This is a genomic window from Methylobacterium sp. W2, assembly GCF_020662345.1.
Classification (GTDB): Bacteria; Pseudomonadota; Alphaproteobacteria; order Rhizobiales; family Beijerinckiaceae; genus Methylobacterium.
Map to the genome: position 1 here is coordinate 55,625 of NZ_VMOA01000001.1, position 24,186 is coordinate 79,810.

Consider the following 24,186-nt stretch of genomic DNA (forward strand, 5'->3'; position numbering starts at 1 on the left):
GAGCGACGTCTCGACGGGGCTGCGCCGCTTGGCGGGCGGTGGATCGTCGGTACGGGGAGAGGAACGAGATGAATTTCGAGATCTATACCGAACGCGCCTGCGGCTTCGTCCAGGCCGCGCAATCCCTGGCCCTTCGCGAAGGCCATCCGCAATTGCAGCCGGGCCACCTGCTTAAGGTACTGCTCGACGATCCCGAGGGACTCTGCGCCGGTCTCATCGACCGCGCCGGCGGACAGTCCCGCGTGGCCCTCGCCCAGGTTGAGCAATGGTTGGCCAAGCAGCCCAAAGTGTCCGGCAACTCGGCGCAGCCGCAGGCGACGCGCGAACTCGTGCGCCTTTTCGACACCGCCGAGACGGCCGCCCAGAAGGCGGGTGATTCCTACGTCACCGTGGAGCGCCTGCTCCTGGCCCTCGCCGTGGAGAAGGATACCGAATCCGGCCGGGCACTCGCCGCAGCCGGCGTCACCGCCGCGTCGCTGAACGCGGCCATCAACGCCCTCCGCAAGGGCCGCACCGCCGACAATGCCACGGCCGAGAACGCCTATGACGCCCTGAAGAAATACGCTCGTGACCTCACCGAGGCCGCCCGCGAGGGTAAGCTCGACCCGGTGATCGGCCGCGATGAAGAAATCCGCCGCACCATCCAGGTCCTGTCCCGCCGCACCAAGAACAACCCGGTGCTGATCGGCGAACCCGGCGTCGGCAAGACCGCCATCGTCGAGGGGCTGGCCCTGCGCATCGTCGATGGCGACGTGCCGGAAAGCCTGAAGGACAAGAGCCTGCTCGCCCTCGACATGGGTGCGCTGATCGCCGGCGCGAAGTATCGCGGCGAGTTCGAGGAGCGGCTGAAAGGTGTCTTGTCCGAGGTGACCTCGGCGGCGGGCGGCATTATCCTGTTCATTGACGAGATGCACACCCTGGTGGGCGCTGGCAAGGCGGATGGGGCGATGGACGCCTCAAACCTGCTCAAGCCCGCTCTGGCGCGCGGCGAGCTCCATTGCGTCGGCGCGACCACCCTCGATGAGTACCGCAAGCATGTGGAGAAGGACGCGGCCCTCGCCCGCCGCTTCCAGCCCGTCTTCGTGTCCGAACCCACCGTCGAGGATACGGTCTCGATCCTGCGCGGCATCAAGGAGAAGTACGAGCAGCACCACGGCGTGCGCATCCAGGACGCGGCTCTGGTGGCGGCCGCGACCCTGTCGAACCGCTACATCACCGACCGCTTCCTGCCGGACAAGGCCATCGACCTGATGGACGAGGCCGGCTCGCGCCTGCGCATGCAGGTCGATTCGAAGCCGGAAGAGCTCGACAACATCGACCGCGAGGTGGTCCGCCTCAAGATCGAGGGCGAGGCGCTGAAGAAGGAGACCGATTCCGCCTCCCGCGACCGGCTGGTGCGCTTGGAGAAGGAACTGGCCGATCTCGAGGAGCAATCGGCCGTGATCACGTCGCGCTGGAAGGCCGAGAAGGACAAGCTCGGCGCCGCCGCCGATCTCAAGAAGAAGCTCGACGAGGCCCGGACGGAACTCGCCAACGCCCAGCGCCAGGGTCAGTACCAGCGCGCCGGAGAGCTCGCCTATGGCGTGATCCCCGGCCTCGAGAAGCAGCTCGCCGAGAACGAGGCTGCCGCCGAATCCGCCGTCGCCCGTGACGGCATGGTGGAGGAGGCGGTGACGCCGGCCCATATCGCTGGCGTCGTCTCGCGCTGGACCGGCGTGCCGGTGGACAAGATGCTGGAGGGCGAGCGCGAGAAACTGCTTGCCATGGAAGCAGCACTCGGGCGCCGTGTCGTCGGCCAGCGCGAGGCGGTGGAGGCGGTGGCCACCGCCGTGCGGCGCGCGCGCGCCGGCCTGCAGGATCCGAACCGGCCGATCGGCTCGTTCATGTTCCTCGGGCCGACGGGCGTCGGCAAGACCGAGCTGACCAAGGCTCTGGCTGGGTTCCTGTTCGACGACGATACCGCGCTCGTGCGCATCGACATGTCGGAATACATGGAGAAGCATTCGGTGGCCCGGCTCATCGGCGCGCCTCCGGGCTATGTCGGCTACGAGGAGGGCGGAGCGCTCACCGAGGCCGTGCGGCGCCGGCCGTATCAGGTCGTGCTGTTCGACGAGATCGAGAAGGCGCATCCGGACGTCTTCAACGTCCTGCTGCAGGTTCTCGATGACGGGCGTCTCACGGACGGGCAGGGGCGGACGGTGGATTTCCGCAACACGCTCCTGATCATGACCTCGAATCTCGGGTCGGAATATCTGGTGGCGCAGACGGACGGGCAGGATACGGATGAGGTCCGCGACGAGGTGATGGGCGTGGTCCGCCACCATTTCCGGCCGGAATTCCTCAACCGGATCGACGAGATCATCCTGTTCCACCGTCTCCGGCGCTCGGAGATGGGGGCGATCGTCGATATCCAGCTCAAGCGGCTGCAGACCCTCCTCGACGAGCGCAAGATCGCCCTCGACGTGGAGCCCGATGCCCGCGACTGGCTCGCCGACAAGGGCTACGACCCGGCCTACGGGGCGCGCCCGCTCAAGCGCGTGATCCAGAAGGCGGTGCAGGATCGGTTGGCCGAGCAGCTGCTCGCGGGCCGCATCCATGACGGTGAGGCTGTGCCGGTCCGGCTTGGCCCGTCCGGCCTGATGATCGGCGACGATCCCGGCGTGCCCGAGCGACGCCCGACCAGCGTCACGCTGAACTGAGACCCGGCCCGTCTCACGGCTCCGGCGGGTTCGTCCCGCCGGGGCCGGTCAGGCGGCCGCCATCTCCGGTAATATTCTCCAAAGAAACGAATGCATGCACGACGCGAAGCGTGGCGACGATCAGCGACCCGAGCCGCGTAGCGCCATCTTCACCCGCTGTTCGAGCAGGTTCCACCGCGCCGACAACCCGGTCGTCACGCAGCCACCATAGGTCTGGCCCACGAAGAACCCCTGCGCGGCCCGGTTTCGGCAATCGAGCACCGGTGGCAGCGCCAGGACGAGGAGGACGGCGCCGGCTATCGCCGTGATGCTGGCGAGGAGGCCGAACAGCCAGGCCAGCGGCGAGCCGTAGGCCTTCCTCCCACCATCATCATGAGCGGACACCCTCCCGTCGGTGAGATCACGGGCCATCCCGTCCGCATTGGGGCGGCGGTCGCGGAGGATCTCCAGGGGTGATTTGCTCGCCGGTTTCGTCACTCGCTCTCTTCCCGAAGGATCACCGAGATCTTTTAAACGTACAGGGCTGAAGGAAGATTGAAGGGAAGGCATCTTCGTCACCTTTGCCTGGTGACAAGCGAAAATGCTGGGCTTGAGCCGGTGCGATGTTTGAGCAACATGCAGGGCACCAGCTTGGTTGGCCAAGCCGGATAGCGGTGGGATCACAGATGTCGGCATCCAATCCAGATTCCCGCAATCCAGATTCCCGCAAGCCCGTGCCGCTCCAGCCAACGATTGGCCGCCCTGCGACCGAGGGCGCAACCGACGGGGCCCTGTCCCGCCTCGGCATCCGCTTCACGGTCTGGGCCGAGCGCTGGTTTCCCGACGCGTTCATCTTCGTGGCCATCGCCGTGGTGATCGTGGCGCTGGGTGCGCTGGCCAACGGCGCGCCCGCGATGACCGTGGCCAAGAGCTTCGGCGACGGCTTCTGGAGCCTGATCCCCTTCACCATGCAGATGGCCTTCGTCACCATCGGCGGCTACGTGGTGGCGACCGCGCCTCCGGTGCAGCGGCTGATCGACCGGCTCGCCCTGGTGCCGAAGACCGGCCGGGGCGCTGTCGGCTTCGTGGCGGCGGCGACGATGCTGTCGTCGTTCCTGAGCTGGGGCCTCAGCCTGATCTTCGGTGGCCTTCTCGCTCGCGCTCTCGCCCGCCGCACCGAACTCCGCATGGACTACCGGGCCGCGGGTGCCGCCGCCTATCTCGGCCTCGGCGCCACCTGGGCCATGGGCCTCAGCTCATCGGCTGCGCAGCTCCAGGCCAATCCGAAGAGCCTGCCGCCGAGCCTGCTGCCGATCACCGGCGTGATCCCGTTCAGCGAGACGATCTTCCTGTGGCAGTCGATGCTGATCGCCCTGATCCTCTTCGTGATCTCGATCATCATCGCTTACGTCTCGGCGCCTCAGCCCGCCACTGCCGTGACGGCCGACGACCTCGGCCTTGACGTCTCGCGCGACACGCCGGACCAGTCCCGGCCGCAGCAGCCCTCGGAATGGCTCGAACATTCGCCGATCCTGACCCTGCTCCTCGTCGTCATCGCCGGCGGCTGGCTCTACCAGGAATTCGCGCGCCAATCCTGGATCACCGCGATCTCGAACCTCAACACCTACAACCTGCTGTTCCTCACCCTCGGCCTGCTGCTGCATTGGCGGCCGCGGAACTTCCTCGCCTCCGTGGCCAAGGCGGTGCCGGCGACGGCCGGCGTGCTGATCCAGTTCCCGCTCTACGCGGCGATCAGCGCCATGCTCACCAACGCCAAGAACGCGGGCGGCACCTCGGTCTCGGACGTGATCACCCACGCGTTCGTGGCATTGAACACCACGGGCAGCTTCCCGATCTCCATGGGCGTCTATTCGGCGGTGCTCGGCTTCTTCGTGCCGTCCGGCGGCGGTAAGTGGCTGCTGGAAGCGCCCTACGTCATGCAGGCGGCCAACGAGCTGCAGGTCCATCTCGGCTGGGCCGTGATGATCTACAACGCTGCCGAGGCACTGCCGAACCTGATCAACCCGTTCTGGATGCTGCCCCTTCTCGGCATCCTCGGCCTGAAAGCCCGCGACATCGTCGGGTTCAGCTTCCTTCAGCTCATCATCCACCTGCCGGTGGTGCTGTTCCTGCTCTGGGCGCTGGCCTTCACGCTGACGTATCACCCGCCGGTGATGCCGTAGGGATTATCCTACCTTTTCAGGGCGTGGAAGGTTCGGAAAGGGGGCAACTCCTCCGAAAGGTGCATCCTCGCCCGTTTCATGCCGTTTGCCGATGTCACGAAAAAGGGCTTAGCCCGCTACCTTATCGGTTAATCTACGGAAGACGGGAGAGCCTATACGCATCGTGCAGCGGGTTTCGCGAGAATGTTCGTGGCGACGCTCTTCAACTGCTGATCCGGAGAAGTAACAACCCTCGGCTGCATCCACATGAAGCTGTTCTCGTAGAGGCAATCGCAGAAGGAGCGGACTTCGTCAAATATCCATACGCGCGACGGAATTTCACCATTCCAGACGGTCATCGATCGATAATGGTCGTCGAACTCGCGCAAACACGGGGGAACATCTGTGTAATGCTCCCATTGATAACCATCGTACCTGTCGACGATGGCTTGACCAAGAAACGTGGCAAGATCGAATATCACGTTCTCTGTGCGCCAGTGTCCATCCCATATAGGATCGTGCGTCAGATAGGCTGCGCCGGTTTCGCTGACCTTGAGAAAGGCGCCGTATTGCCAAATCCACTGATCCAGGTTCTTGATACCCTGGTCGCTATTATCGATTGCAGCCTGAAACGAGTGGAGGAACGTCTTTAGATTTCCAATTCGCTCATCTTTCGTAGCGAGAAAATGTCGGACGTTCGCTTCGGCTTGCTCGTCGGTAAGTGCCGGTGGATACCCGGCAAATCGCGGTGAGTAGACCGGATAGTCAATGACGGACGAACGAAGGCGACGTTTTGATCGCCAGAATCGGACATGCGTCATCGGCTCTGGCTTGGCGGCAGAAGGACCTACGTAAAAGTTGGAGACTTCCAACGGCTCTCCGTTGATCTCGGCAATGAATTCATCCGTTATCTCAACATATTCGTCCAAAATTTTGCCATTCGTTGCAGTTGCGATGAGAGCCACATTGTAGCCGTCGTCCGCGAGAACAAGCCGAAGATTTAGGGATGGAAAAATTCGTGACACGTGACCGATCAGGGGATGGATGGTGACGCTCTTCGTAGACAGCCTTATCGTCAGCTCAGTCGTGCTGTCGTGCCAGAGATTAAAAGACAGGACGAGAGAATCCATCTCTTCGTAACTGCCACCCCAATTTGCGGTCTGCCATTCTTGGCGCGACCATTCGCCCGTCCGTTCATATGCCGAGAGTGCTGCTCGACCCACTTCCAGAACCGCCGGATCGTTTTCGCGAAGCCACGTCGTCAGGCTGTCGTGATCCATCAGACCCAGGTCTTGAGCGCCCTCGGTCTCTAAGACGCTGATCGGCGCTAGACCGAGGGCCAACGTTTGGGGCGACGATCTGGGACGACATGTCAGCGCTTCGACTCCCACATTCACGTCTTGGCCGAGGCGCCCGATGGCGGAGCCGTCTGGGAGGTCCGTCGGCGTAGGAGCAATTCGCTCGAAAGCAAAACCGATTGGAATATCGTCGTTACCGATGTCAATACACCGGTCGATAAATTCTCTAATAGTGCTGCTCGCTCCTAGAACCGATAATTTATGTTCATAGTATACACCCATCACGACGACTCCGAATGGGAAGCACCGTATATATAAAATATAGCACGCATTTTTGTTGGACTTATAGAGGCAGTGCGCTGTACGCGCGAGCTCGTGATATTTATTTGACTTGTGGGCTTCGCCATTTGTATCAGTCGGGCAGGAAGGACGCCATGATGCGAGTGATGTATCCACCAGCTAAAGCTCCGAGGAAGCCTTAATCGTAAAATGGCAAGCCAGCCGGCGTGGGCAGCCTTGATGCAGACGCTGAGACGCCGCCGGGCATAGCTTCCACAGGGAACGGAAGACCCTCCCGATGTTGCCCCGTTACCATTGCCTTTATCGGTTAAGTGGACTCATCGGATGATGTCCGCTCGCCCATGGCTTTCCGGCCATGCGGGCATCTGCGGCCTCGTGCGGGCGTGAGGTCGAAATCCAAAAGGCCTCGGTCGCTCATGGTCCAGGGGTTATCCCGGTTCGTCAGCGTACGAGCGTTTCGATTCACGCGGAAGTTTCAGCCGCGTCGCATTGGAACGAACGCCGCGATTCCCGCCACAAGCCATCCCCCCATCAGCAGAACCCCACCGGTCGGCGCAGCCATGGGAAAGAGCGGGATGCCCTGAAGCGCACGCAGCGCGAGGTCGCCCGAGAACAGGATAAGGCCGAGAACCAGAGCGAAGGCGGCGATGCGGGTCGTCAGACGGTGCGTGGCGCCCATGCCGACCAGAGCCACGAGGCCGATCACGGCGGGCGCGTGGAACAGCAGGAAATGCGCCGCCGTCTTGAGGCTGTCGGCGCCTGGGATATGGGCCGCCGCAGCGCTTGCCGCGACGCCGAGCAGGCCGGCCAGCGCGCCGAGCGCCAGCAGGATGCGGTCGGGCAGGGCGAGAATCATGCGCCGCGCTCGGACAGGAGCCGGGCGACGCTGGCACGCAGTTCCGGCACGCCGCGGTCGTCGCGGCTCGAGGTGAGCAGGATCTCAGGGTAGGCGGCGGGGCGCTTGGCAATGGCAGAGCGGATGCCGGCGATGCGCGCCTCGATCTCGGCCTTCTTCAGGGCGTCGCCCTTGGTCAGGACGATCTGGTAGCTCACGGCAGCCTTGTCGAGCCCGTCGAGCACATCGGTGTCTATGCTCTTCAGCCCGTGGCGGGAATCGATCAGCATAAAGACGCGGGCGAGGTTGGCGCGGCCCTTCAGGTAATCGTGGATCAGGTCGGTCCAGGCCTCGACCTTGGTCCTCTCCACCGCCGCGTAGCCGTAGCCGGGCATGTCCACCAGGGTGAGACGGCCGCCGATATCGAAGAAGTTGAGCTGCTGCGTCCGCCCCGGCGTGTGCGACGTCCGCGCCAGGGTGTTGCGGCCGGTCAGTGCGTTGACGAGGCTCGACTTGCCGACATTCGAGCGGCCGGCGAAGGCGATCTCGACGCCTTTCATCGGCGGCAGGGCAGCGACGGTGGGCGCGGAAGACAGGAAGTCCGCGACCCCGGCGAACAGCAGGCGGCCGGATTCGAGGAGGGCCGCGTCGGCTTCGGGTTGGGACATGGTGCGGCTCCGGCGGCGGGCTCTGGTCGGGATGTCCCACCTCACCACCTCATCCTGAGGTGCCTTCGTGAAACGAAGGCCTCGAAGGAGGCCTCCATGGCCCTGTGCGGGTCCTGGAAACCTCTTTCGAGGCCGCTGCGCGGCACCTCAGGATGAGGGCATCGGTAGGAACTCGCCCGAAAATGGACGGCTTAGCTCTTGGCCGGTGCGTTTTTGTCGGCGGGCTTCTTCTTGAACATCCCGCCGAGGTTGTCCCACAACTCCACCTTCACGCCATTGCGGCGCATGATGACGTATTGCTGGATGACCGAGAGGGTGTTGTTCCAGGCCCAGTAGATCACCAGACCGGCCGGGAACGAGCCGAGCATGAAGGTGAACACGATCGGCATGAAGGTGAAGATCTGCGCCTGGACCGGGTCCGGCGGCGCGGGGTTCATCTTCATCTGGATGAACATCGTGATGCCCATGACGATCGGCCAGATACCGAGATGGATGAAGTCCGGGGCGGCGAAGGGCAGGAGTCCGAACAGATTGAGGATGTTGGTCGGATCGGGCGCGGCGAGATCCTGGATCCAGCCGAAGAACGGCGCGTGCCGCATCTCGATGGTGATGAACAGGACTTTGTAGAGCGCGAAGAAGACCGGGATCTGGATCAGCACCGGCCAACAGCCGGCGACCGGATTGATCTTCTCCTTCTTGTACAGCTCCATCATCGCCTGCTGCTGCTTCATCTTGTCGTCGCCGTAGCGCTCGCGGATCGAGGCCATCTCCGGCTGCACGGCCTTCATCTTGGCCATGGACTGGTACGACTTGTTGGCGATCGGCAGGAACAGCAGCTTGAGGCAGAAGGTCACCACCAGGATCGACACGCCGAAATTGCCGAACAGGTGGAAGAAGAAGTCCAGCGCCCGGAACATCGGCTTGGTGATGAAGTGGAACCAGCCCCAGTCGATCATCAGATCGAACTGCTTGATGCCGAGATCCTTCTGGTAGTTGTTGATCGTGTTGACTTCCTTGGCGCCGGCAAAGAGCTGCTGGGTCGCCGTCACGGTGGTGCCCGGCGCGACATTGCGGCCGTCGCCGCGCACGCTGGCCTGGTAGACCTTGGTCGCGCCGTCGGTGCGCTCGGTGAAGCTGCCGGTATAGGGCGTGGCCTGGTCGGGGATGGTGGCTGCCGCCCAGTACTTGTCGGTGATGCCGACGAAGCCACCGGTCACGTTCGCCCAGGCCTTGCCCTTGGTGTTGGCATTGCCGAGCACCGGCTCCTTGGCGACGTGATCGTAGGTGTATTCCTGCAGGCCATCGGCGCCGACCACGCCGATCATGCCTTCATGCAGCACGTAATAGCCCTGCGTCGTCGGCTTGCCCCAGCGCGAGACGAGCCCGTAGGGGTAGAGGGTGACGGCGGTGGCGCCCTTGTTCTCGACCTCGTCGCGGACCGTGAACATGAACTTGTCGTCGACGGCGATGACGCGGCGGAACACGAGTCCGGCGCCGTTGTCGTAGGTCAGCGTCAGGGGCTTGGCCGGCGTCAGCACGGTCTCGTCGGCGGTCCACACCGTGTCACCGGTGGGGAGGGGGCCGGCATTCTGCCCGACCCAGCCGAACTCGGCGTAGTAGGGATTGGCGCTGCCGGTGGGCGAGAGCAGCACGATGCGCGGGCTCTTGTCGTCCACGGTCTCGTGGTAGCCCTTGAGCGAGACGTCGTCGACGCGGCCACCCTTGAGAGCGATCGAACCGGCCAGGGCCGGGGTGTCGATGGTGACGCGCGGCGAGCGGGCGAGCGCCGCCTCACGGCTTTCCGCCGGCGTCTGCGCATTCGGCAGGGTGCCGGGCACGGGTGCCGAGGGGCCGCCTTCCGCCGGGCTCGCCGAGGGCGCGCCGGTGGGGTTGGCGGCCTGCTGCGCCGCCTTGCTCTGAAGTGCGGCCTGACGCTGCTCCTCCACGCGTGGGGCGGCGATGAAATAGTTCCAACCGAGCAGGACCGCCAGCGACAAGGCGATCGCGACGATCATGTTCGTCTTGTCATTACCCATCGAGAGATCCGTCGCGTGTGTTCGGAGGAGGGGATGGAACGGAAACGTCGCCCGAGCCGGCGGGAATCGTCCCCGCCGCGTTTCGCGCGGGCGAATGCGTCGACGTCAGGGCGGGTGATGCGGCTTTGGAGGAGGCGGTTGCCTCGGAGCCCGAGACGGGCTTGCCCGCATGGGGCTTCCCGGACCTGCGCCGCCCCCGCGAGGAAGGACCCGATTCGCCACTCTTCGTCCCGCCGGGCTTGACCACCGCGCCGACGGAGCGGCGCAGGTCGGCGATCAGCGTCTCGAACGGGGCATGCAGGGCAGGTCGTCTCGCGACGAGAACGATGTCCGCCGAGGCATCGGGAAGATCCACGGAGGCACGGGCCACTGCATCGCGCAGCCTGCGGCGAATCCGATTACGCTCGGTGGCATGCCCGACACGCTTCGTGATCGTGAAACCGATTCGCAGCCCCTCGATGGGCGCGACGTCGGCGACAGGTGCTCCGGAGGCCGCATCGCGCAGCCGTCCCTGGGCACTCATGAGCTCAGTATGGAACCGTCGCCCCCCGGCGGCAGCGAGGAAGTCCGGTCGCCGCTTGAGCCGTCCGATCGTCGACACTGCCGGTTCGATCCTGCGGCCTAGGGGCGAGGTCATGGTCTGAGCAAGGCTGTCCTCGGCGTTCCGTGCCGCTGAGGGCACGGATGCCTTAGGCCGAGAGCTTCTTGCGGCCGTGCGAACGACGGGCTGCGATGACCTTGCGGCCGCCGGCCGTGGCCATGCGCGCACGGAAACCGTGGCGACGCTTACGCACGAGCTTGCTGGGCTGATAAGTTCTCTTCATGGCGCGATCTCCGATGGCCGAGGATCGATCCGGCTGGCTGCAGGAGCCCCACCGACATCTTCACTCGCCCTGAAATGTGTCTGCAAGCGCGAAGAGCGCCCACATGGGGCGCGGCGACGCGATGGCGCGGCTTATGACGGAGAGGGGGGGCGAAGTCAATTCTGGCACGGGCATTTCCCGTCGCGCCCGACACCGCCCACGTTAGCCGGCCGTTAACCTTTGCAGCCTATGAAGAAATCATGTCCGGGTTTCCGGATGTGGGGCAGATTTCGATCTGCCGCTGTTTTGATGCCTCTGTCGACTTCTCCAAAGCCGCCCCTCCGGGCGGCTTTTTTTTCGTCGTCACCGATGCGCGTGTCCGGCACCTGCGACGCCGCCCGTTTGGCACGATGTCCGCGTGTTAACGTTAACCTCCGGTCAACGGCGCGGGGCGGTGCGTTCGGCGCTAGTGTTGCGCCTCTGGTCGCGAACGCAACGATCGTGTCCCAGGTCGGGACGAAACGGTCCGATAGCGGCACAGGAGGCAGGATGAACGAGTTCGACGTCACCTTTCGCGACGAGCGGGACTGGGTCAGCTTCGGCGACACCTACGTGAACTCGGAGGCCTTCCGGGTTCTGTTCCGCGAGGGCATGACCATGGTCGAGGAGGCGGCGGCCTATCTCGATGGTGATGGACGCGAGGAATCACGCCTGCTGTCACGCGACAGCACCCTGTCCTATGCCAGCGAGAGCATGCGCCTGACCACACGGCTGATGCAGATCGCCTCCTGGCTGCTCGTGCAACGCGCCGTGTCGGAGGGCGAGATCACCCCGGCCCAAGCGCTTCAGGAGAAGACCCGCGTCCGCCTCGCGACGCCGGAGGCCTTCCGCGCCGAGACGTTCGGCGCGCTCCCGGCGCGTCTCCAGGACCTGACCATCCGCTCGCGCCGGCTCCATGCCCGCATCCTGCATCTCGACGGCCTCATCTCCGACGATCACCCGACCCCGATAGTCCGCGAGAGCCCCGTGGCCGCCCAGCAGGGTCTGCTGCGCAGCGCCTTCGGCTTGGCGCATTGAGGCTTGGCGCATTGAGGTCTGGTGCATTGAAGCCCGGCGGGGCTCCAATGCCGCGAAACGCGAAAGGGCGGCGCCTCGTCGGCGCCGCCCTTTCGCGTTTCCAGAACACTCCGCCGCCACTAAACGGTCGCGGCGGTCAGGTCCGAGAGATCACTTCTTGCCGAAGGACAGGGCGCCGAAGCGCGAGTTGAACCGCGAGACGCGGCCGCCGCGATCGAGCATCTTCTGCTCGCCACCGGTCCAGGCCGGGTGCGTGTTCGGGTCGATGTCGAGGTTGAGGGTGTCACCCTCCTTGCCGTAGGTCGACCGGGTCATGTAGTCGGACCCATCGGTCATCACGACCTTGATGAAATGGTAGTCGGGATGCTCGGTTCCCTTGGCCTTGTCGGCCGCACTCTTTGCCATGACGAAATCCTTGAATAGCCACGCCGACCGGCCCGCCTGGCGGCCCGCGGCCTTAGATCACGCGCAATCGGATGAAGGCGGGCCTATACCCCACGTGCTTCCTCCGAACAAGCGCCCGGGCGCGGGAGATCGCCCGGGCGCGTATTTTCTTGAGACGATGACGAGGCACGATGGCTCGCGGGCGTAACAAAATTTCAGGCGGCGATGGCCGCGGCAAGGCGCCTCTCGGGTCGCTGAAGCCGCTGATTCCGTTCGCGCTGGTCTATCGCGGCCGCATCTTCGCGGCGTTCCTGTCGCTGCTGGCGGCCTCCGGGGCGACTCTGGTTGTGCCCATCGCACTCCGGCGGGTGATCGATCACGGCTTCTCGCCCGAGGGCCACAGCGTCATCGACGCTTACTTCATGGCGCTGATCGGCGTGGTGACGGTTCTCGCCCTGTCGAGTGCGGCCCGCTATTACACCGTGGTGACGCTGGGTGAGCGCGTGGTCGCGGACCTGCGCAGCGCGGTCTTCGCCCGCCTCACCATCCTCGATCCGGCCTTCTTCGACCGCTCGCAATCGGGCGAGATCGTGTCGCGGCTCACGGCCGACGCGACGCAGGTGAAGGCGGTCTTCGGCGTCTCGATTTCCATTCTCCTGCGCAACGCCTTCCTGTTCGTCGGCGCGGTAGCGATGATGGTCTTCACCAGCCCGAAGCTGTCCATCCTCGTGCTGGTGGCGATTCCCCTCATCGTGTTCCCGCTCATCCTGTCCGGGCGCGGCGTGCGGCGGCGTTCCCGCGCTGCGCAGGACCGGCTCGCCGATGCCTCGGCCTATGCGGCAGAAGCCATCGGGGCGATCCGCACCATGCAGGCCTTTGGCATGGGACGCGCCACGGCGGAGCATTTCGGGCAAGCCTCCGAGAATGCCTATTCCGCCGCACGCAACTCGGTCCAGGCCCGCGCCCTCCTCACCGGGGTGGCGATCTTCCTGATCTCGGCCAGCGTCGTCGGGGTGATGTGGTACGGCGCGCAAGGGGTGCTCGCCGGTACGATGACGGCGGGCCAGCTCTCGCAATTCGTGCTCTACGCCGTGTTCGGCGCCAGCGCCCTGGGCCAGCTCTCCGAGGTCTACGGCGAACTCGCCCAGGCGGCCGGCGCCGCAGAGCGCCTGGGCGAGATCCTGGCCGCCGAGCCCGCGATCCGCGCACCCGCCGATCCGGTGCCGCTGCCGGTGCCGCCGCGGGGCGAGGTGGCCTTCGAGCAGGTGCGCCTCACCTATCCGACCCGGCCCGAACACCCCTCGCTGGACGGGATCAGCTTCCAGGTGGCGCATGGCGAGCGCGTCGCTCTCGTCGGCCCCTCGGGTGCCGGCAAGACCACGGTGCTGCAGGCGCTGCTGCGCTTCTACGACCCGCAATCGGGGGTGGTCCGCGTCGATGGGGTCGACATCACTGCCGTCGATCCGGATTCGCTCCGCGAGCGCATGTCCCTGGTGCCGCAGGACCCCACCGTGTTCTCCGGCTCGGTGATGGACAACATCCGCTACGGCCGACCCCGGGCCAGCGAGGCCGAGATCCATCGCGCCGCCGAACTCGCCCATGCGGACGGCTTCATCCGCGCCCTGCCGCAGGGCTACGACACCCAGGTTGGCGAGCGCGGCGTGACCCTGTCCGGCGGTCAGCGCCAGCGCGTCGCCATCGCCCGCGCCATCCTCAAGGACGCGCCGATCCTGCTCCTCGACGAGGCGACCTCGGCGCTGGATGCCGAGAGCGAGCGCGCGGTGCAGACGGCGCTCGATACCCTCATGCGCGGGCGCACCACGCTGGTCATCGCCCACCGCTTGGCCACCATCCGCGCCGCCGACCGCATCCTCGTCCTCGACGGCGGCCGGATCGTCGAGACCGGCACGCATGAGAGCCTGCTCGCGCAAGGGGCGCTCTATGCCCAGCTCGCCGCCCTCCAGTTCACCGACGCGCTGGACGAGACGGCGCGCGGCAAGGAGCCGAAGGCCAAGCGCCTCGCCCTGCCGGCGGAATAGGGTTTTCTCGCGAGGAGAGGTCATTGCGAGAAGAGGTCTGGCTGGGAGGGGGCTGTTGCGCCCGTAGCTCTCTCCACAGGCAAATGCGGCCTGATCGGCGACGTTTGGTTTACGCTAACGAACGACTCGCATTGGTGGCGGCATGGCGCGCATCCTCAAAGATCCCGGTTTCGTCCACCTCCACGTCCACTCGTCCTTCTCGCTCCTCGAAGGGGCGCTGAAGGTCGCCGACATCGTCAAGGCGGCCGCCGCCGACCGGCAGCCGGCCCTGGCGCTCACCGACACCAACAATCTGTTCGGGGCCCTGGAATTTTCCGAGAAGGCCGCCGGAACGGGGATCCAGCCCATCGCCGGCATGCAGCTCTCGGTGGCCTTCGAGGCGCCGGACCCTATGGCGCGGCTGTCGCAGATCACCACCTCCAACGTCGTGGTGCTGGCCCAGAGCGAGGCCGGCTACGGCAACCTCCTGCGCCTGGCGAGCCGCGCCTATTTCGACGGCCCCCTGGGCGATGCGCCCCGGCTCACCGTCGAGGCCCTGCGTGAGAACGCGGGCGGCCTCATCGCGCTCACCGGGGGGTCCACCGGCCCCCTCGACACCGCCCTGCGCGGCGGACGTATCGAACTCGCCGCCTCCCGCCTCGGCCAGCTGAAGGACGCGTTCGGCGAGGACCGGCTCTACGTGGAGATCCTGCGCCACGGCCTCGACGATGAGCGCATGGTCGAACGCGAATTGCTGCGGCTCGCCGATTCCAACGGCCTCTCGATCGTGGCCACCAACGAGCCGTTCTTTGCCAAGCCCGACGATTACGACGCCCACGACGCGCTGCTGGCCATCGCCGAGGGTCGCCTCGTCTCGGATGAACGCCGCCGCAAGCTCACCCCGCGCCACGGCTTCAAGACCCGCGCCGAGATGGCCAAGCTGTTCCACGACCTGCCGGATGCCCTGTCCGCCACCGTGGAGATCGCCATGCGATGCGCCTATCGCGTGCGCACCCGCAAGCCGATCCTGCCGAATTTCGGCGTCGTCGCCGCCCTCGATGCGCTCCCCGTGGAGACGGTCTCGCCGGATGTCGCGGCGGAGATCGCCCTTGACGAGCCGTCCGAGCTCCGTCGTCAGGCCGAGGCCGGCCTCGAACTGCGTCTCGCCCAGCACGGCCCATGCGAAGGCATGACCAGCCAAGTCTATCGCGATCGTCTCGCCTTCGAGCTCGACGTCATCGTGAAGATGAAGTTCCCCGGCTACTTCCTCATCGTGTCGGACTTCATCAAATGGGCGAAGGACCACGACATCCCGGTGGGGCCGGGTCGTGGTTCGGGTGCCGGCTCGCTCGTCGCCTACGCGCTGTTGATCACCGATCTCGACCCGCTGCGGTTCGGCCTGCTGTTCGAGCGCTTCCTCAACCCCGAGCGCGTCTCGATGCCGGATTTCGACATCGATTTCTGCGTCGACGGCCGCGAGCGCGTGATCCAGTACGTCCAGGAGCGCTACGGCCACGAGCAGGTCGCGCAGATCATCACCTTCGGTACGCTGCAGGCGCGCGGCGTCCTGCGCGACGTCGGCCGCGTGCTGGAGATGCCCTACGGGCAGGTCGACAAGCTGACGAAGCTGGTGCCGCAGAACCCGGCCAACCCCGTCACCCTGGTCCAGGCCATCGAGGGCGAGCCGAAGCTCCAGGCGGCGATGGAGGAGGAGCCCGTCGTCGCGCGCCTCATGCAGATCGCCAAGAAGCTGGAGGGCCTGCATCGCCACGCCTCGACCCACGCGGCAGGCGTGGTCATCGGCGACCGGCCCCTGGAACAGCTCGTGCCGCTCTACCGCGACCCGAAGACCGGGATGCGGGTGACCCAGTTCAACATGAAATGGGTCGAGGCGGCCGGCCTCGTGAAGTTCGACTTCCTCGGCCTCAAGACCCTGACCATGCTGCGCTGCTGCACCGACCTTCTGGCGCAGCGCGGCATCATCGTCGATCTCGCCTCGCTGCCGCTGGACGATCCCAAGACCTACGCGCCGATGAAGCGCGGCGAGACGGTGGGCGTGTTCCAGGTGGAATCCGCCGGCATGCGCAAGGCGCTGGTCGAGATGCAGGCCGACCGGTTCGAGGACATCATCGCCCTCGTGGCGCTCTACCGCCCCGGCCCCATGGCCAACATCCCGGTCTATTGCGAGCGCAAGCTCGGCCGCGACGCCGGCAACGAGGCGAGCTGGTACCCGCACGAGAAGCTGGAGCCGATCCTCAAGGAGACCTTCGGCATCATCGTCTATCAGGAGCAGGTGATGGAGGTGGCCAAGCTCCTCGCCGGCTACTCGCTCGGCGACGCCGACATGCTCCGCCGCGCCATGGGCAAGAAGATTAAGGCCGAGATGGACGCCCAGCGCGACCGTTTCGTGAAGGGCTCCGTCGACCGCGGCCTCACCGAGGCGAAGGCCAACGAGATCTTCGACCTGCTCGCCAAGTTCGCCGATTACGGGTTCAACAAGTCGCACGCCGCCGCCTACGCCCTGTTGACCTACCAGACCGCCTATCTCAAGGCGAACTATCCGGTGGAGTTCCTCGCCGCCGCGATGCAGCTCGATATCGACGTCACCGACAAGCTCGCCGAATTCCGCCAGGACGCCCAGCGCCTCGGCATTCCGGTGGAGCCGCCCTCGATCAACACCTCAGGCGTCAATTTCGAGGTCCATGACGGCCGGATCGGCTATGCGCTCGCCGCGATCAAGGGCGTGGGGCGTGCCGCCGTGGAGGCCGTGGTGGAAGCGCGCGGCGAAACGCCGTTCAAGGACCTCGCCTGCCTCGCGCGCCGGCTCAACCCGCGCCTCATCAACAAGCGGACGTTGGAGAACCTCGTGGCGGCCGGCGCCATGGACACCATCGAGATCGACCGGGCGCGGGCCTGCGCCGCCGTCGAGCCGATGATGAAGCTGGCGCAAGGGGCGGCCGAGGCCGCCACGACCGGTATCGTCGACATGTTCGGCGGCATCGCCTCCGCCGACGTGACGTTGCGCGTGCCGCCCTACGAGCCCTGGCCGATGGCCGAGAAGCTGAAGAAGGAATACGAGGCCATCGGCTTCTTCCTGTCCGGCCATCCCCTCGACGAATATGCCGGCCTGCTGGAGAAGCTCCGCGTCCAGAGCTGGGCCGAGTTCTGCCGCTCGGTCCGCGCCGGCACGTCCAGCGTCGGCAAGGTCGCCGCCTCCGTCCTCGACCGGTCGGAGCGGCGCACCAAGTCCGGCAACAAGCTCGGTATCGTCACCCTCTCGGACCAGACCGGGCATTTCGAGGCGATCATCTTCCAGGAAGGCCTCGGCCAGTACCGCGAGATCCTGGAACCGGGCCGTCCCCTCGTGCTCCAGATCCAGGCCAATCTCGAAGGCGAGGACGTGCGCGCCCGCATCGTCACCGCCGAGCCCCTCGACGAGGCGGTGGCCCGGCACCAGAAGGGCATGCGCGTCTATATGCGGGACGAACGCCCCATCGGCAGCGTTCAGCAGCGCCTCCAGGTGAGCGGCGAGAGCGAGGTCTCGCTGATCCTGCTCCTCGACGGTGGCGACCGCGAGGTCGAGGTCAAGCTGCGCGGCAAGTACCAGGCGACCCCCCAGATCGCCGGAGCCCTGCGCGCCGTGCCGGGGGTGGTGCAGGTGGAGGTGAGCTGACGGGGCTTGTGCCGGCGATGGGCTCAGTCTCGTGAGGGGAGGGGCCCGTCGAACGTCTCGCGCGCCGTCTCCACCGCCGCGAGGTTCTGCTCGGCCCATATCCACACGCCGCAGAAGGCGGCGCCGAGGCTCTGGCCGAGTTGCGTCAATCGGTACTCGACCTTGGGCGGCACCACCGGATGCACGGTGCGGATCACCAATCCGTCCCGCTCCATGTGGCGGAGCGTCTGGGTCAGCATCTTCTGGCTGATCGTGCCGATGGATCGGCTGAGCTCGGTGAAGCGAAGCTCGCCCCGCTCCTCCAGGATTTCGAGGATCAGCATCGTCCATTTGTCGGCAACGCGGCCGATCAGGTCGTGGACGAGGGCCTCGACGCGTGGATCCGCCTCGGCCGGCGGGTGAGGGGCCGCCATCTCACGCTCTCCTTTTGGTAAGTACAAATCTTTTCGGTGCCTTCTACCCTCCGGAGAGTAGGCGCGGCATTTGTCCGGGACAACCACGCGGTTCCAGGAGGGATGTCCCATGAAGACGAGCGGAAACACCATTCTCATCACGGGCGGCGCATCGGGGATCGGCTGCGAACTGGCGGAGCGCCTTCAGGGCCAGGGCAACACGGTGATCATCGCCGGCCGCCGCCGCGACCGGCTCGATGCGGTGACGGAGGCCAATCCCGGCATGATCGGCTATGTGCTCGACGTGGAGGACAAGGCTAAGATCGACGCCTTCGCGGCGACGGTGACCGCCGCGCATCCCGATCTCAACGTCCTGATCAACAATGCCGGGATCATGCTGTTCGAGGATCTTGCCCGGTCCCGCGATCTCGCGGATGCCGAGGCGACGGTGACCACCAACCTGCTGGGGCCGATCCGGCTCACCAACGCGTTGATCGACCACCTCGTGACCAAGCCGGACGCCGCCGTGATCAACGTCTCGTCGGGCCTCGCCTTCGTGCCGCTGGTCTCGACCCCGACCTATTCCGCGACGAAAGCGGCGATCCATTCCTACACGATCAGCCTTCGGGATGCCCTGAAGGGCAAAGTCGAGGTCATCGAACTCGTGCCGCCCGCCGTGCAGACGGACCTCACGCCCGGCCAGTCGACCCGGGAGGGGTACCTGCCCCTCGGCGCGTTCATGGACGAGGTGATGACGCTGTTGGCGACGCAGCCGACCCCGCCGGAAATCCTGGTGGAGCGCGTGGGATTCCTGCGCTTCGCCGAATCCGAGAAGCGGTTCGACCAGACCTTCGCGACGGTGAACGATGTCGCCGGGAAGGCCCGCGCGGACCAGCACTGACGCTCCATGGCGGGTCACACGAACCGGCCCTCCGGGCGAAAGAGACGCGCCCGGAGGGCCGGTGGGAAACATCCACCGCGTAACCGCGTCTTAATAATACCTTCAGCATGATCGAGATCAGGCTGGACCCGGTGCTTGCTCAGCAAGATCCGGCATGACGCAAGCTGGCGTCGCGGTTCGGTGGCACGCTCCCATGACGAGAACTCTCTTGCGCCTTTCGGTCTTCGTCATCCTCGCGATCCTGGTCTTCGTGACGCTGTCGCCGATCGGGCTTCGGCCCGTCGTTGCGTCCGCGAATGTCGAGCGGATGAGCGCCTACGCCCTGTTCGGGTTCCTGCTGATCGTGGCCTATCCCAAGCGCTGGTATCTCGGGCTGCTGGCCGGCATGGCGGTGGCCGGCCTCCTCGAATTCGGCCAGGAATTGTCGCCGACCCGCCATGCGCGGCTGGGCGATTTCCTCGTTAAGGCGGTCGCCGCCGCGTTCGGCAGCCTCGTCGCCACTCTCGTGCTCGCCGCCTATGCCCGGTTCGAGCGGCCCTCGACCTCGCGCTGACACGGGTGCCTGACGTGGATGTCTCCCATGATCCCGGTTTTTACGCGCTCCTGACCGGAAGTTTCCGCCGCGCCGTCGGCCGGCCGCTGGTGCCGGAGCCGGGCCGCGACGCGGCCTGGCTCGATGCCGAGGCGCCCTTCGCGGTTCTCGCCCATGACGGAGGGGAGGACCCCCGCTTCATCTATGCGAACCTGACCGCGCTTCGCATTTTCGGCTACGAGAAGGCCGAGCTCATCGGTCTGCCCTCCCGATTCTCGGCAGAAGCGCCTGAGCGGGCCGAGCGGCAGCGCCTCCTCGACGCGGTCACCCGCGACGGGTTCGTCGATAACTATGCCGGCATCCGCATCCGCAAGGACGGAACCCGCTTCCCGATCCGCGATGCCATCGTCTGGCAACTCGTGGACGAGGCCGGGCTGCTCCACGGGCAGGCCGCGACGTTTTCGGTCTGAGCGGATTCGACAGCTGTCGACGCGCGGAAAGCGTGACGATCCTCCTCCTCCACCCCACCACCTCATCCTGAGGACACTGCGAAGCAGCCTCGAAGGAGGGCCCCGGAACCCGCTACGCGAACTGGAGGGCTCCTTCGAGGCCTCCGCTGCGCTTCGGCATTTCAGGTTGAAGTAGTGGGTGGGATCGCATCGGCATCCTCGCCGAGTGTCATCAGGGCGGCATTGCCGCCGGCAGCCGCGGTGTTGATGCTGACGCTGCGCTCCCGTAGCAGCCATTCGAGGGAGTAATCGTCGGCTCCTTTCTCCAATCCGTCCGGCGACACGGCGAGGACCGGAATGATGGCGCCGGGCAGTGCGGCGGCTCTCCGCGTCACGGCGAGAATCGCATCCGCCCCGCCCTCCACCAGGATCGCCGCGCAGCCCATGGCGTCCGGCCCATCGGCCAAGTCGATCGTGCTCCGAACCGCACTGGGCAGGATGTCGAGCGCAGGTCGCAGAGTTGCGGGTAGCTGAAGCCGGATCGTGTTGCCGGTGGCGAGGCACGCCGCGATCTGCGCGAACAGCCCGGTCTCGCTGGCCGGCAGGCACAGGACCGTGCCGCGCGTATGCAGGCTGTAGCGGTTGCTCTCGCCCACCGGGCCGGGCAGGGCGATGTCGAGGCCGAGGAGGCTTCGTTCGGCATAGGCGTTGCAGCGCGCCACGTCCCTTTTCCTACCCGCCGCCAGCAGGGCATCGCGCAGGGACGCCAACGCCACGGGCATCGCGGTGGGGCGCCGGGCGAGGCCGGTCTCCGCGGGCGCCGAGGCCAGGAGGCGGCGGAGGTAGAGCGGGCCGCCGGCCTTCGGCCCTGTCCCCGACAGGCCCTCGCCGCCGAAGGGCTGCATGCCGACCACGGCCCCGATCAGGTTGCGGTTGACGTAGAGGTTGCCGGCCCGGACCCGGTCCACGAGGCGCGCGACGGTGGCGTCGATCCGGCTGTGGACGCCGAAGGTCAGGCCATAGCCGGTCTCGTTGATGGCGGCGGCGAGCCCGTCGAGACCGTCGCGCTTATAGCGCAGGATATGGAGGACCGGCCCGAAGACCTCGCCGGAGAGGTCGTCCAGGCTGTCGATGGCGATGAGGCTCGGCGGGACGAAATGGCCCGCCGCGCAGGAGGCGGGCAGTGAGAGCCGGTCTACGGCATGGCCGCGCTCCCGCATCCGCACCACATGCGCCTCGATCCTTTGCCGCGCGGCCTCGCTGATGACCGGCCCGATATCGGTGGCGAGCCGGTCGGGATTGCCGATGGTCAGCTCGGCCATCGCCCCCTTCAGCATGGTGAGGATGCGCTCGGCGATCTCGTCCTGCAGGCAGAGCACGCGGAGCGCCGAGCAGCGCTGGCCGGCCGAATCGAAGGCCGACACCAGCACATCGGCCACCACCTGCTCGGGCAGGGCGGAGGAATCCACCACCAAAGCGTTCTGGCCGCCGGTTTCCGCGACGAACGGGATCGGTCGCCCCCGCGGGCCGAGGCGTCCGGCCAGCTCGGTCTGGATCCCCTTGGCAATGCCGGTCGATCCGGTGAACAGGACGCCGTCGATGCGCGGATCGGCCACGAGGCGGGCGCCGACCCGCCCCCCTCCCGGCAGGAGGCCGAGCACGCCCTCCGGAATCCCCGCCTCGATCAGGATCTCCACCGCGAGCCCGGCCACCATAGGCGTTTCGCCGGCGGGCTTGGCGAGGACGGCGTTGCCCGCTGCGAGGGCCGCCGCGACCTGACCGATGAAGATGGCGAGGGGGAAGTTCCACGGGCTGATACAGGCGACCAGGCCGAGGGGGATATGGGTCGCGGTGTCGAGACCCGCCGCCTGCACCCCGTAATAGCGCAGGAAATCCACCGCCTCGCGGATCTCGGCCGCGGCGTTGGCGAGGGACTTGCCCGCCTCCCGCACCAGCAGCCCGAGGAACGCGTCGCGCCGTGTCTCGATCAGGCCGGCCGCGGCGGACAGGATCTCGGCTCGTCGCGACGGCGCCGTCGCCGCCCAGCCAAGAGCCGCCGAGCCCGCCCGCGCGATGGCGGCATCGACGCATCCGTCATTCGCCTCCACCACGAATCCGACGATATCGCCTCGGTCCGCCGGGTTGAGTACGGCCCGCTTGGCGCTTTCGGTCCCCTCCGACGGAACGGGTCGGTAGAGGAAGGGTGTCGCCGCGCCGCGTGGCAGGGCATCGCCGAGGGACGCGAGCACGTCCTCGTCGGCGAGATCGAGGCCGCGCGAATTGGGCCGGCTTGCGGCGAACAGGTCACGCGGCAGGGGGATCCCCGGATGCCCCGAGCCGGGCGGCGAGACCCGGCGCGCCCGCTCCACCGGGTCTGCGACGAGGTCGTCCAGCGGGACGGCGGGGTCGGCGATCCGGTTGACGAAGGAGGAATTCGCACCGTTCTCGAGCAAGCGCCGGACGAGATAGGCGAGCAGGGTCTCGTGCGTACCCACCGGCGCGTAGATCCGGCACGGACGGTCAAGGACCGAACCGCCGACCACCTCCTCGTAGAGCGTCTCGCCCATGCCGTGCAGGCACTGGAACTCGTAGTCGCCCGGCTGGAAGTCCGGCCCCGCCATAGCGACGATGTCGGCGAGCGTGCGGGCGTTGTGGGTGGCGAATTGCGGGAACACCGCCTTGCCGGCCATCAGCAGCCGGCGCGCGCAGACGAGGTACGAGACGTCGGTATGCACCTTCCGGGTAAAGACTGGGAATCCATCGAGGCCGTCGACCTGCGCGCGCTTGATCTCCGAATCCCAGTATGCCCCCTTCACCAAGCGCACCATGAGGCGGTGTCCGCTCCGCCGCGCGAGGTCGACCACGTGATCCACCACCGGGAGCGCGCGCTTCTGGTAGGCCTGGACGACGAAGCCGAGCCCGTCCCAGCCTGCCAGTCGTTCGTCCATTGCCAGGGCTTCGAGGAGGTCAAGGGAGAGGTCGAGGCGGTCGGCCTCCTCGGCGTCGATGTTGAAGCCGATGTCGTAACGGCGCGCCGCGAGGGCGAGGTCCATCAGTCGCGGCAGCAACTCGTCCATCACCCGCTTGCGTTGGGCCCGCGCATAGCGCGGATGCAGGGCCGAGAGCTTGACCGAAATGCCCGGTCCGGCGAGCGGTCCGCGACCGCCCGATGCCGCGCCGATCGCCGCGATGGCGCCGGCATAATCCGCGGCATACCGGGCGGCATCCCCGGCATTCATCGCCGCCTCGCCGAGCATGTCGTAGGAGTACGTAAAGCCCATCGCCTCCCTGCGCCGGCTATTGCGCAACGCCTCGGCGATGCTGCGGCCGGTGACGAACTGGCCTCCGAGCATGCGCATGGCGAGATCGACGCCCTTGCGGATGGCGGGTTCGCCGGCGCGCCGTACCACCCGCGTCAATGCCGCCGTCAGGCCGGGTTCGTCCGGCGCAGCCACGACTCGCCCCGTCAGGACCAGCCCCCATGTGGCCGCGCCGGCGAAGAGGGAGGTGGTATGGCCGAGATGCGACTGCCAATCGCCATGACCGATCTTGTCGCGGATCAAGGCATCCCGGCTCGCCGCGTCCGGAATGCGCAGAAGCGCTTCGGCGAGACACATCAGGGCGACCCCCTCCGCGCTCGACAGGCTAAACTCGCGCATCAGCTGCTCGATGGGCGCGCGCGAGCCCTTGGCGCGAAGGGTGGTAACGAGGTGCCTCGCCAGATGCGTCGCGACCGCATTCTCGGCCGGACTCTGTTGCGCGGCGGCCATCAGGGGGGCGAGGCATTCGGATTCGGGGAGACGATGGGCGGACCGGATGGCGGCCCGGAATGCTCCCGTCGGTGCCGATGGCCCCGCGAACCCGGCGAAGAGCATCCTCGGATCAGGCAGGATCGGCGCGGCTGTTGGGAGGGAGGGGCCATTGCTCATGGGTCGAGGCCTTCTCGCCGCTACGCCGTGCGGCCGCCGGTTCCGGGCGGC

General features: G+C 66.5%; 18 protein-coding genes. 8 read left to right on the plus strand and 10 right to left on the minus strand.

Annotated elements, in window-relative coordinates; translation table 11 throughout:
• Nucleotides 1-68 precede the first annotated feature (68 nt).
• Nucleotides 69-2,699, plus strand: a complete 2,631-nt coding sequence (gene clpB / locus FPV16_RS00255) for an ATP-dependent chaperone ClpB (protein ID WP_227435234.1) — start codon at nt 69-71, stop codon at nt 2,697-2,699.
• 120 nt (nt 2,700-2,819) lie between these two features.
• Here the strand turns inward: clpB and FPV16_RS00260 are convergent, their stop codons facing one another.
• The gene (locus FPV16_RS00260) at nt 2,820-3,176 is read right to left on the minus strand and encodes a hypothetical protein (RefSeq protein WP_227435235.1); all 357 of its coding nucleotides are present in this window, start codon (nt 3,174-3,176) and stop codon (nt 2,820-2,822) included.
• A gap of 188 nt (nt 3,177-3,364) precedes the next feature.
• Here FPV16_RS00260 and FPV16_RS00265 point away from each other — a divergent pair, with 188 nt between their 5' ends.
• The gene (locus FPV16_RS00265) at nt 3,365-4,861 is read left to right on the plus strand and encodes a short-chain fatty acid transporter (protein WP_227435236.1); all 1,497 of its coding nucleotides are present in this window, start codon (nt 3,365-3,367) and stop codon (nt 4,859-4,861) included.
• 152 nt (nt 4,862-5,013) lie between these two features.
• Here FPV16_RS00265 and FPV16_RS00270 read toward each other — a convergent pair whose 3' ends face one another.
• The 6 genes from FPV16_RS00270 to rpmH form a co-directional block, all read right to left on the minus strand.
• On the minus strand, nt 5,014-6,420 hold the full coding sequence (locus FPV16_RS00270) for a hypothetical protein (RefSeq protein ID WP_227435237.1): 1,407 nt from the start codon (nt 6,418-6,420) through the stop codon (nt 5,014-5,016).
• A 493-nt stretch (nt 6,421-6,913) separates the two neighbouring features.
• Nucleotides 6,914-7,294, minus strand: a complete 381-nt coding sequence (locus FPV16_RS00275) for a DUF423 domain-containing protein (RefSeq protein WP_227435239.1) — start codon at nt 7,292-7,294, stop codon at nt 6,914-6,916.
• On the minus strand, nt 7,291-7,941 hold the full coding sequence (yihA, locus tag FPV16_RS00280; protein WP_227435240.1) for a ribosome biogenesis GTP-binding protein YihA/YsxC: 651 nt from the start codon (nt 7,939-7,941) through the stop codon (nt 7,291-7,293). The genes FPV16_RS00275 and yihA overlap by 4 nt, the downstream gene beginning before the upstream one ends.
• Nucleotides 7,942-8,132: 191 nt before the next feature.
• Nucleotides 8,133-9,977: a membrane protein insertase YidC gene (yidC, locus tag FPV16_RS00285; protein ID WP_227435242.1), complete on the minus strand. Its 1,845-nt coding sequence runs from the start codon at nt 9,975-9,977 to the stop codon at nt 8,133-8,135.
• Entirely contained in the window at nt 9,970-10,614 is a 645-nt protein-coding gene (rnpA, locus tag FPV16_RS00290; protein WP_227435244.1) for a ribonuclease P protein component, read from the minus strand. Before rnpA ends, yidC begins: the two co-directional genes overlap by 8 nt.
• A 52-nt stretch (nt 10,615-10,666) precedes the next feature.
• Nucleotides 10,667-10,801, minus strand: coding sequence for a 50S ribosomal protein L34 (rpmH, locus tag FPV16_RS00295; RefSeq protein ID WP_018045311.1), 135 nt, complete (start codon nt 10,799-10,801; stop codon nt 10,667-10,669).
• 528 nt (nt 10,802-11,329) lie between these two features.
• Between rpmH and FPV16_RS00300 the strand changes: the two genes are divergently transcribed.
• Nucleotides 11,330-11,857: a DUF1465 family protein gene (locus FPV16_RS00300; RefSeq protein WP_227435246.1), complete on the plus strand. Its 528-nt coding sequence runs from the start codon at nt 11,330-11,332 to the stop codon at nt 11,855-11,857.
• 150 nt (nt 11,858-12,007) lie between these two features.
• Here the strand turns inward: FPV16_RS00300 and rpmE are convergent, their stop codons facing one another.
• Nucleotides 12,008-12,262 (minus strand): 50S ribosomal protein L31, encoded by a 255-nt coding sequence (gene rpmE / locus FPV16_RS00305; protein WP_018045309.1) that lies wholly within the window; start codon nt 12,260-12,262, stop codon nt 12,008-12,010.
• Nucleotides 12,263-12,432: 170 nt separating this feature from the next.
• On the opposite strand from rpmE, the gene FPV16_RS00310 reads away from it, so the two are divergent.
• Entirely contained in the window at nt 12,433-14,280 is a 1,848-nt protein-coding gene (locus FPV16_RS00310; RefSeq protein WP_227435247.1) for an ABC transporter transmembrane domain-containing protein, read from the plus strand.
• Between the two features lie 142 nt (nt 14,281-14,422).
• On the plus strand, nt 14,423-17,932 hold the full coding sequence (gene dnaE, locus FPV16_RS00315) for a DNA polymerase III subunit alpha (protein WP_227435248.1): 3,510 nt from the start codon (nt 14,423-14,425) through the stop codon (nt 17,930-17,932).
• Nucleotides 17,933-17,955: 23 nt separating this feature from the next.
• On the opposite strand, the gene FPV16_RS00320 is transcribed toward dnaE, so the two are convergent.
• Nucleotides 17,956-18,345 carry a winged helix-turn-helix transcriptional regulator gene (locus tag FPV16_RS00320; protein WP_227435250.1) on the minus strand — a complete coding sequence of 130 codons (390 nt, stop codon included), beginning with the start codon at nt 18,343-18,345 and terminating at the stop codon, nt 17,956-17,958.
• Between the two features lie 109 nt (nt 18,346-18,454).
• Between FPV16_RS00320 and FPV16_RS00325 the strand changes: the two genes are divergently transcribed.
• The 3 genes from FPV16_RS00325 to FPV16_RS00335 all read left to right on the plus strand — a co-directional run bounded on the left by FPV16_RS00325 (nt 18,455) and on the right by FPV16_RS00335 (nt 20,227).
• Nucleotides 18,455-19,225, plus strand: coding sequence for an SDR family oxidoreductase (locus FPV16_RS00325; RefSeq protein ID WP_227435251.1), 771 nt, complete (start codon nt 18,455-18,457; stop codon nt 19,223-19,225).
• Nucleotides 19,226-19,418: 193 nt separating this feature from the next.
• Nucleotides 19,419-19,778 (plus strand): hypothetical protein, encoded by a 360-nt coding sequence (locus FPV16_RS00330; RefSeq protein ID WP_227435253.1) that lies wholly within the window; start codon nt 19,419-19,421, stop codon nt 19,776-19,778.
• Between the two features lie 14 nt (nt 19,779-19,792).
• Nucleotides 19,793-20,227, plus strand: a complete 435-nt coding sequence (locus tag FPV16_RS00335; protein ID WP_227435255.1) for an MEKHLA domain-containing protein — start codon at nt 19,793-19,795, stop codon at nt 20,225-20,227.
• 161 nt (nt 20,228-20,388) lie between these two features.
• On the opposite strand, the gene putA is transcribed toward FPV16_RS00335, so the two are convergent.
• Nucleotides 20,389-24,135 (minus strand): bifunctional proline dehydrogenase/L-glutamate gamma-semialdehyde dehydrogenase PutA, encoded by a 3,747-nt coding sequence (gene putA / locus FPV16_RS00340; protein WP_413629133.1) that lies wholly within the window; start codon nt 24,133-24,135, stop codon nt 20,389-20,391.
• Between the last annotated feature and the right edge of the window lie 51 nt (nt 24,136-24,186).

Bases quoted from the DNA above. Each gene is read 5' to 3' on its own strand.
- FPV16_RS00275 (WP_227435239.1), bottom strand. From the start codon at position 7,294: ATGATTCTCGCCCTGCCCGACCGCATCCTGCTGGCGCTCGGCGCGCTG.
- yihA (WP_227435240.1), bottom strand. From the start codon at position 7,941: ATGTCCCAACCCGAAGCCGACGCGGCCCTCCTCGAATCCGGCCGCCTG.
- rpmH (WP_018045311.1), bottom strand. From the start codon at position 10,801: ATGAAGAGAACTTATCAGCCCAGCAAGCTCGTGCGTAAGCGTCGCCAC.
- FPV16_RS00300 (WP_227435246.1), top strand. From the start codon at position 11,330: ATGAACGAGTTCGACGTCACCTTTCGCGACGAGCGGGACTGGGTCAGC.
- FPV16_RS00330 (WP_227435253.1), top strand. From the start codon at position 19,419: ATGACGAGAACTCTCTTGCGCCTTTCGGTCTTCGTCATCCTCGCGATC.
- FPV16_RS00310 (WP_227435247.1), top strand. From the start codon at position 12,433: ATGGCTCGCGGGCGTAACAAAATTTCAGGCGGCGATGGCCGCGGCAAG.
- FPV16_RS00325 (WP_227435251.1), top strand. From the start codon at position 18,455: ATGAAGACGAGCGGAAACACCATTCTCATCACGGGCGGCGCATCGGGG.
- FPV16_RS00270 (WP_227435237.1), bottom strand. From the start codon at position 6,420: ATGGGTGTATACTATGAACATAAATTATCGGTTCTAGGAGCGAGCAGC.
- rnpA (WP_227435244.1), bottom strand. From the start codon at position 10,614: ATGACCTCGCCCCTAGGCCGCAGGATCGAACCGGCAGTGTCGACGATC.
- FPV16_RS00265 (WP_227435236.1), top strand. From the start codon at position 3,365: ATGTCGGCATCCAATCCAGATTCCCGCAATCCAGATTCCCGCAAGCCC.
- yidC (WP_227435242.1), bottom strand. From the start codon at position 9,977: ATGGGTAATGACAAGACGAACATGATCGTCGCGATCGCCTTGTCGCTG.
- dnaE (WP_227435248.1), top strand. From the start codon at position 14,423: ATGGCGCGCATCCTCAAAGATCCCGGTTTCGTCCACCTCCACGTCCAC.
- clpB (WP_227435234.1), top strand. From the start codon at position 69: ATGAATTTCGAGATCTATACCGAACGCGCCTGCGGCTTCGTCCAGGCC.
- FPV16_RS00320 (WP_227435250.1), bottom strand. From the start codon at position 18,345: ATGGCGGCCCCTCACCCGCCGGCCGAGGCGGATCCACGCGTCGAGGCC.
- rpmE (WP_018045309.1), bottom strand. From the start codon at position 12,262: ATGGCAAAGAGTGCGGCCGACAAGGCCAAGGGAACCGAGCATCCCGAC.
- putA (WP_413629133.1), bottom strand. From the start codon at position 24,135: ATGAGCAATGGCCCCTCCCTCCCAACAGCCGCGCCGATCCTGCCTGAT.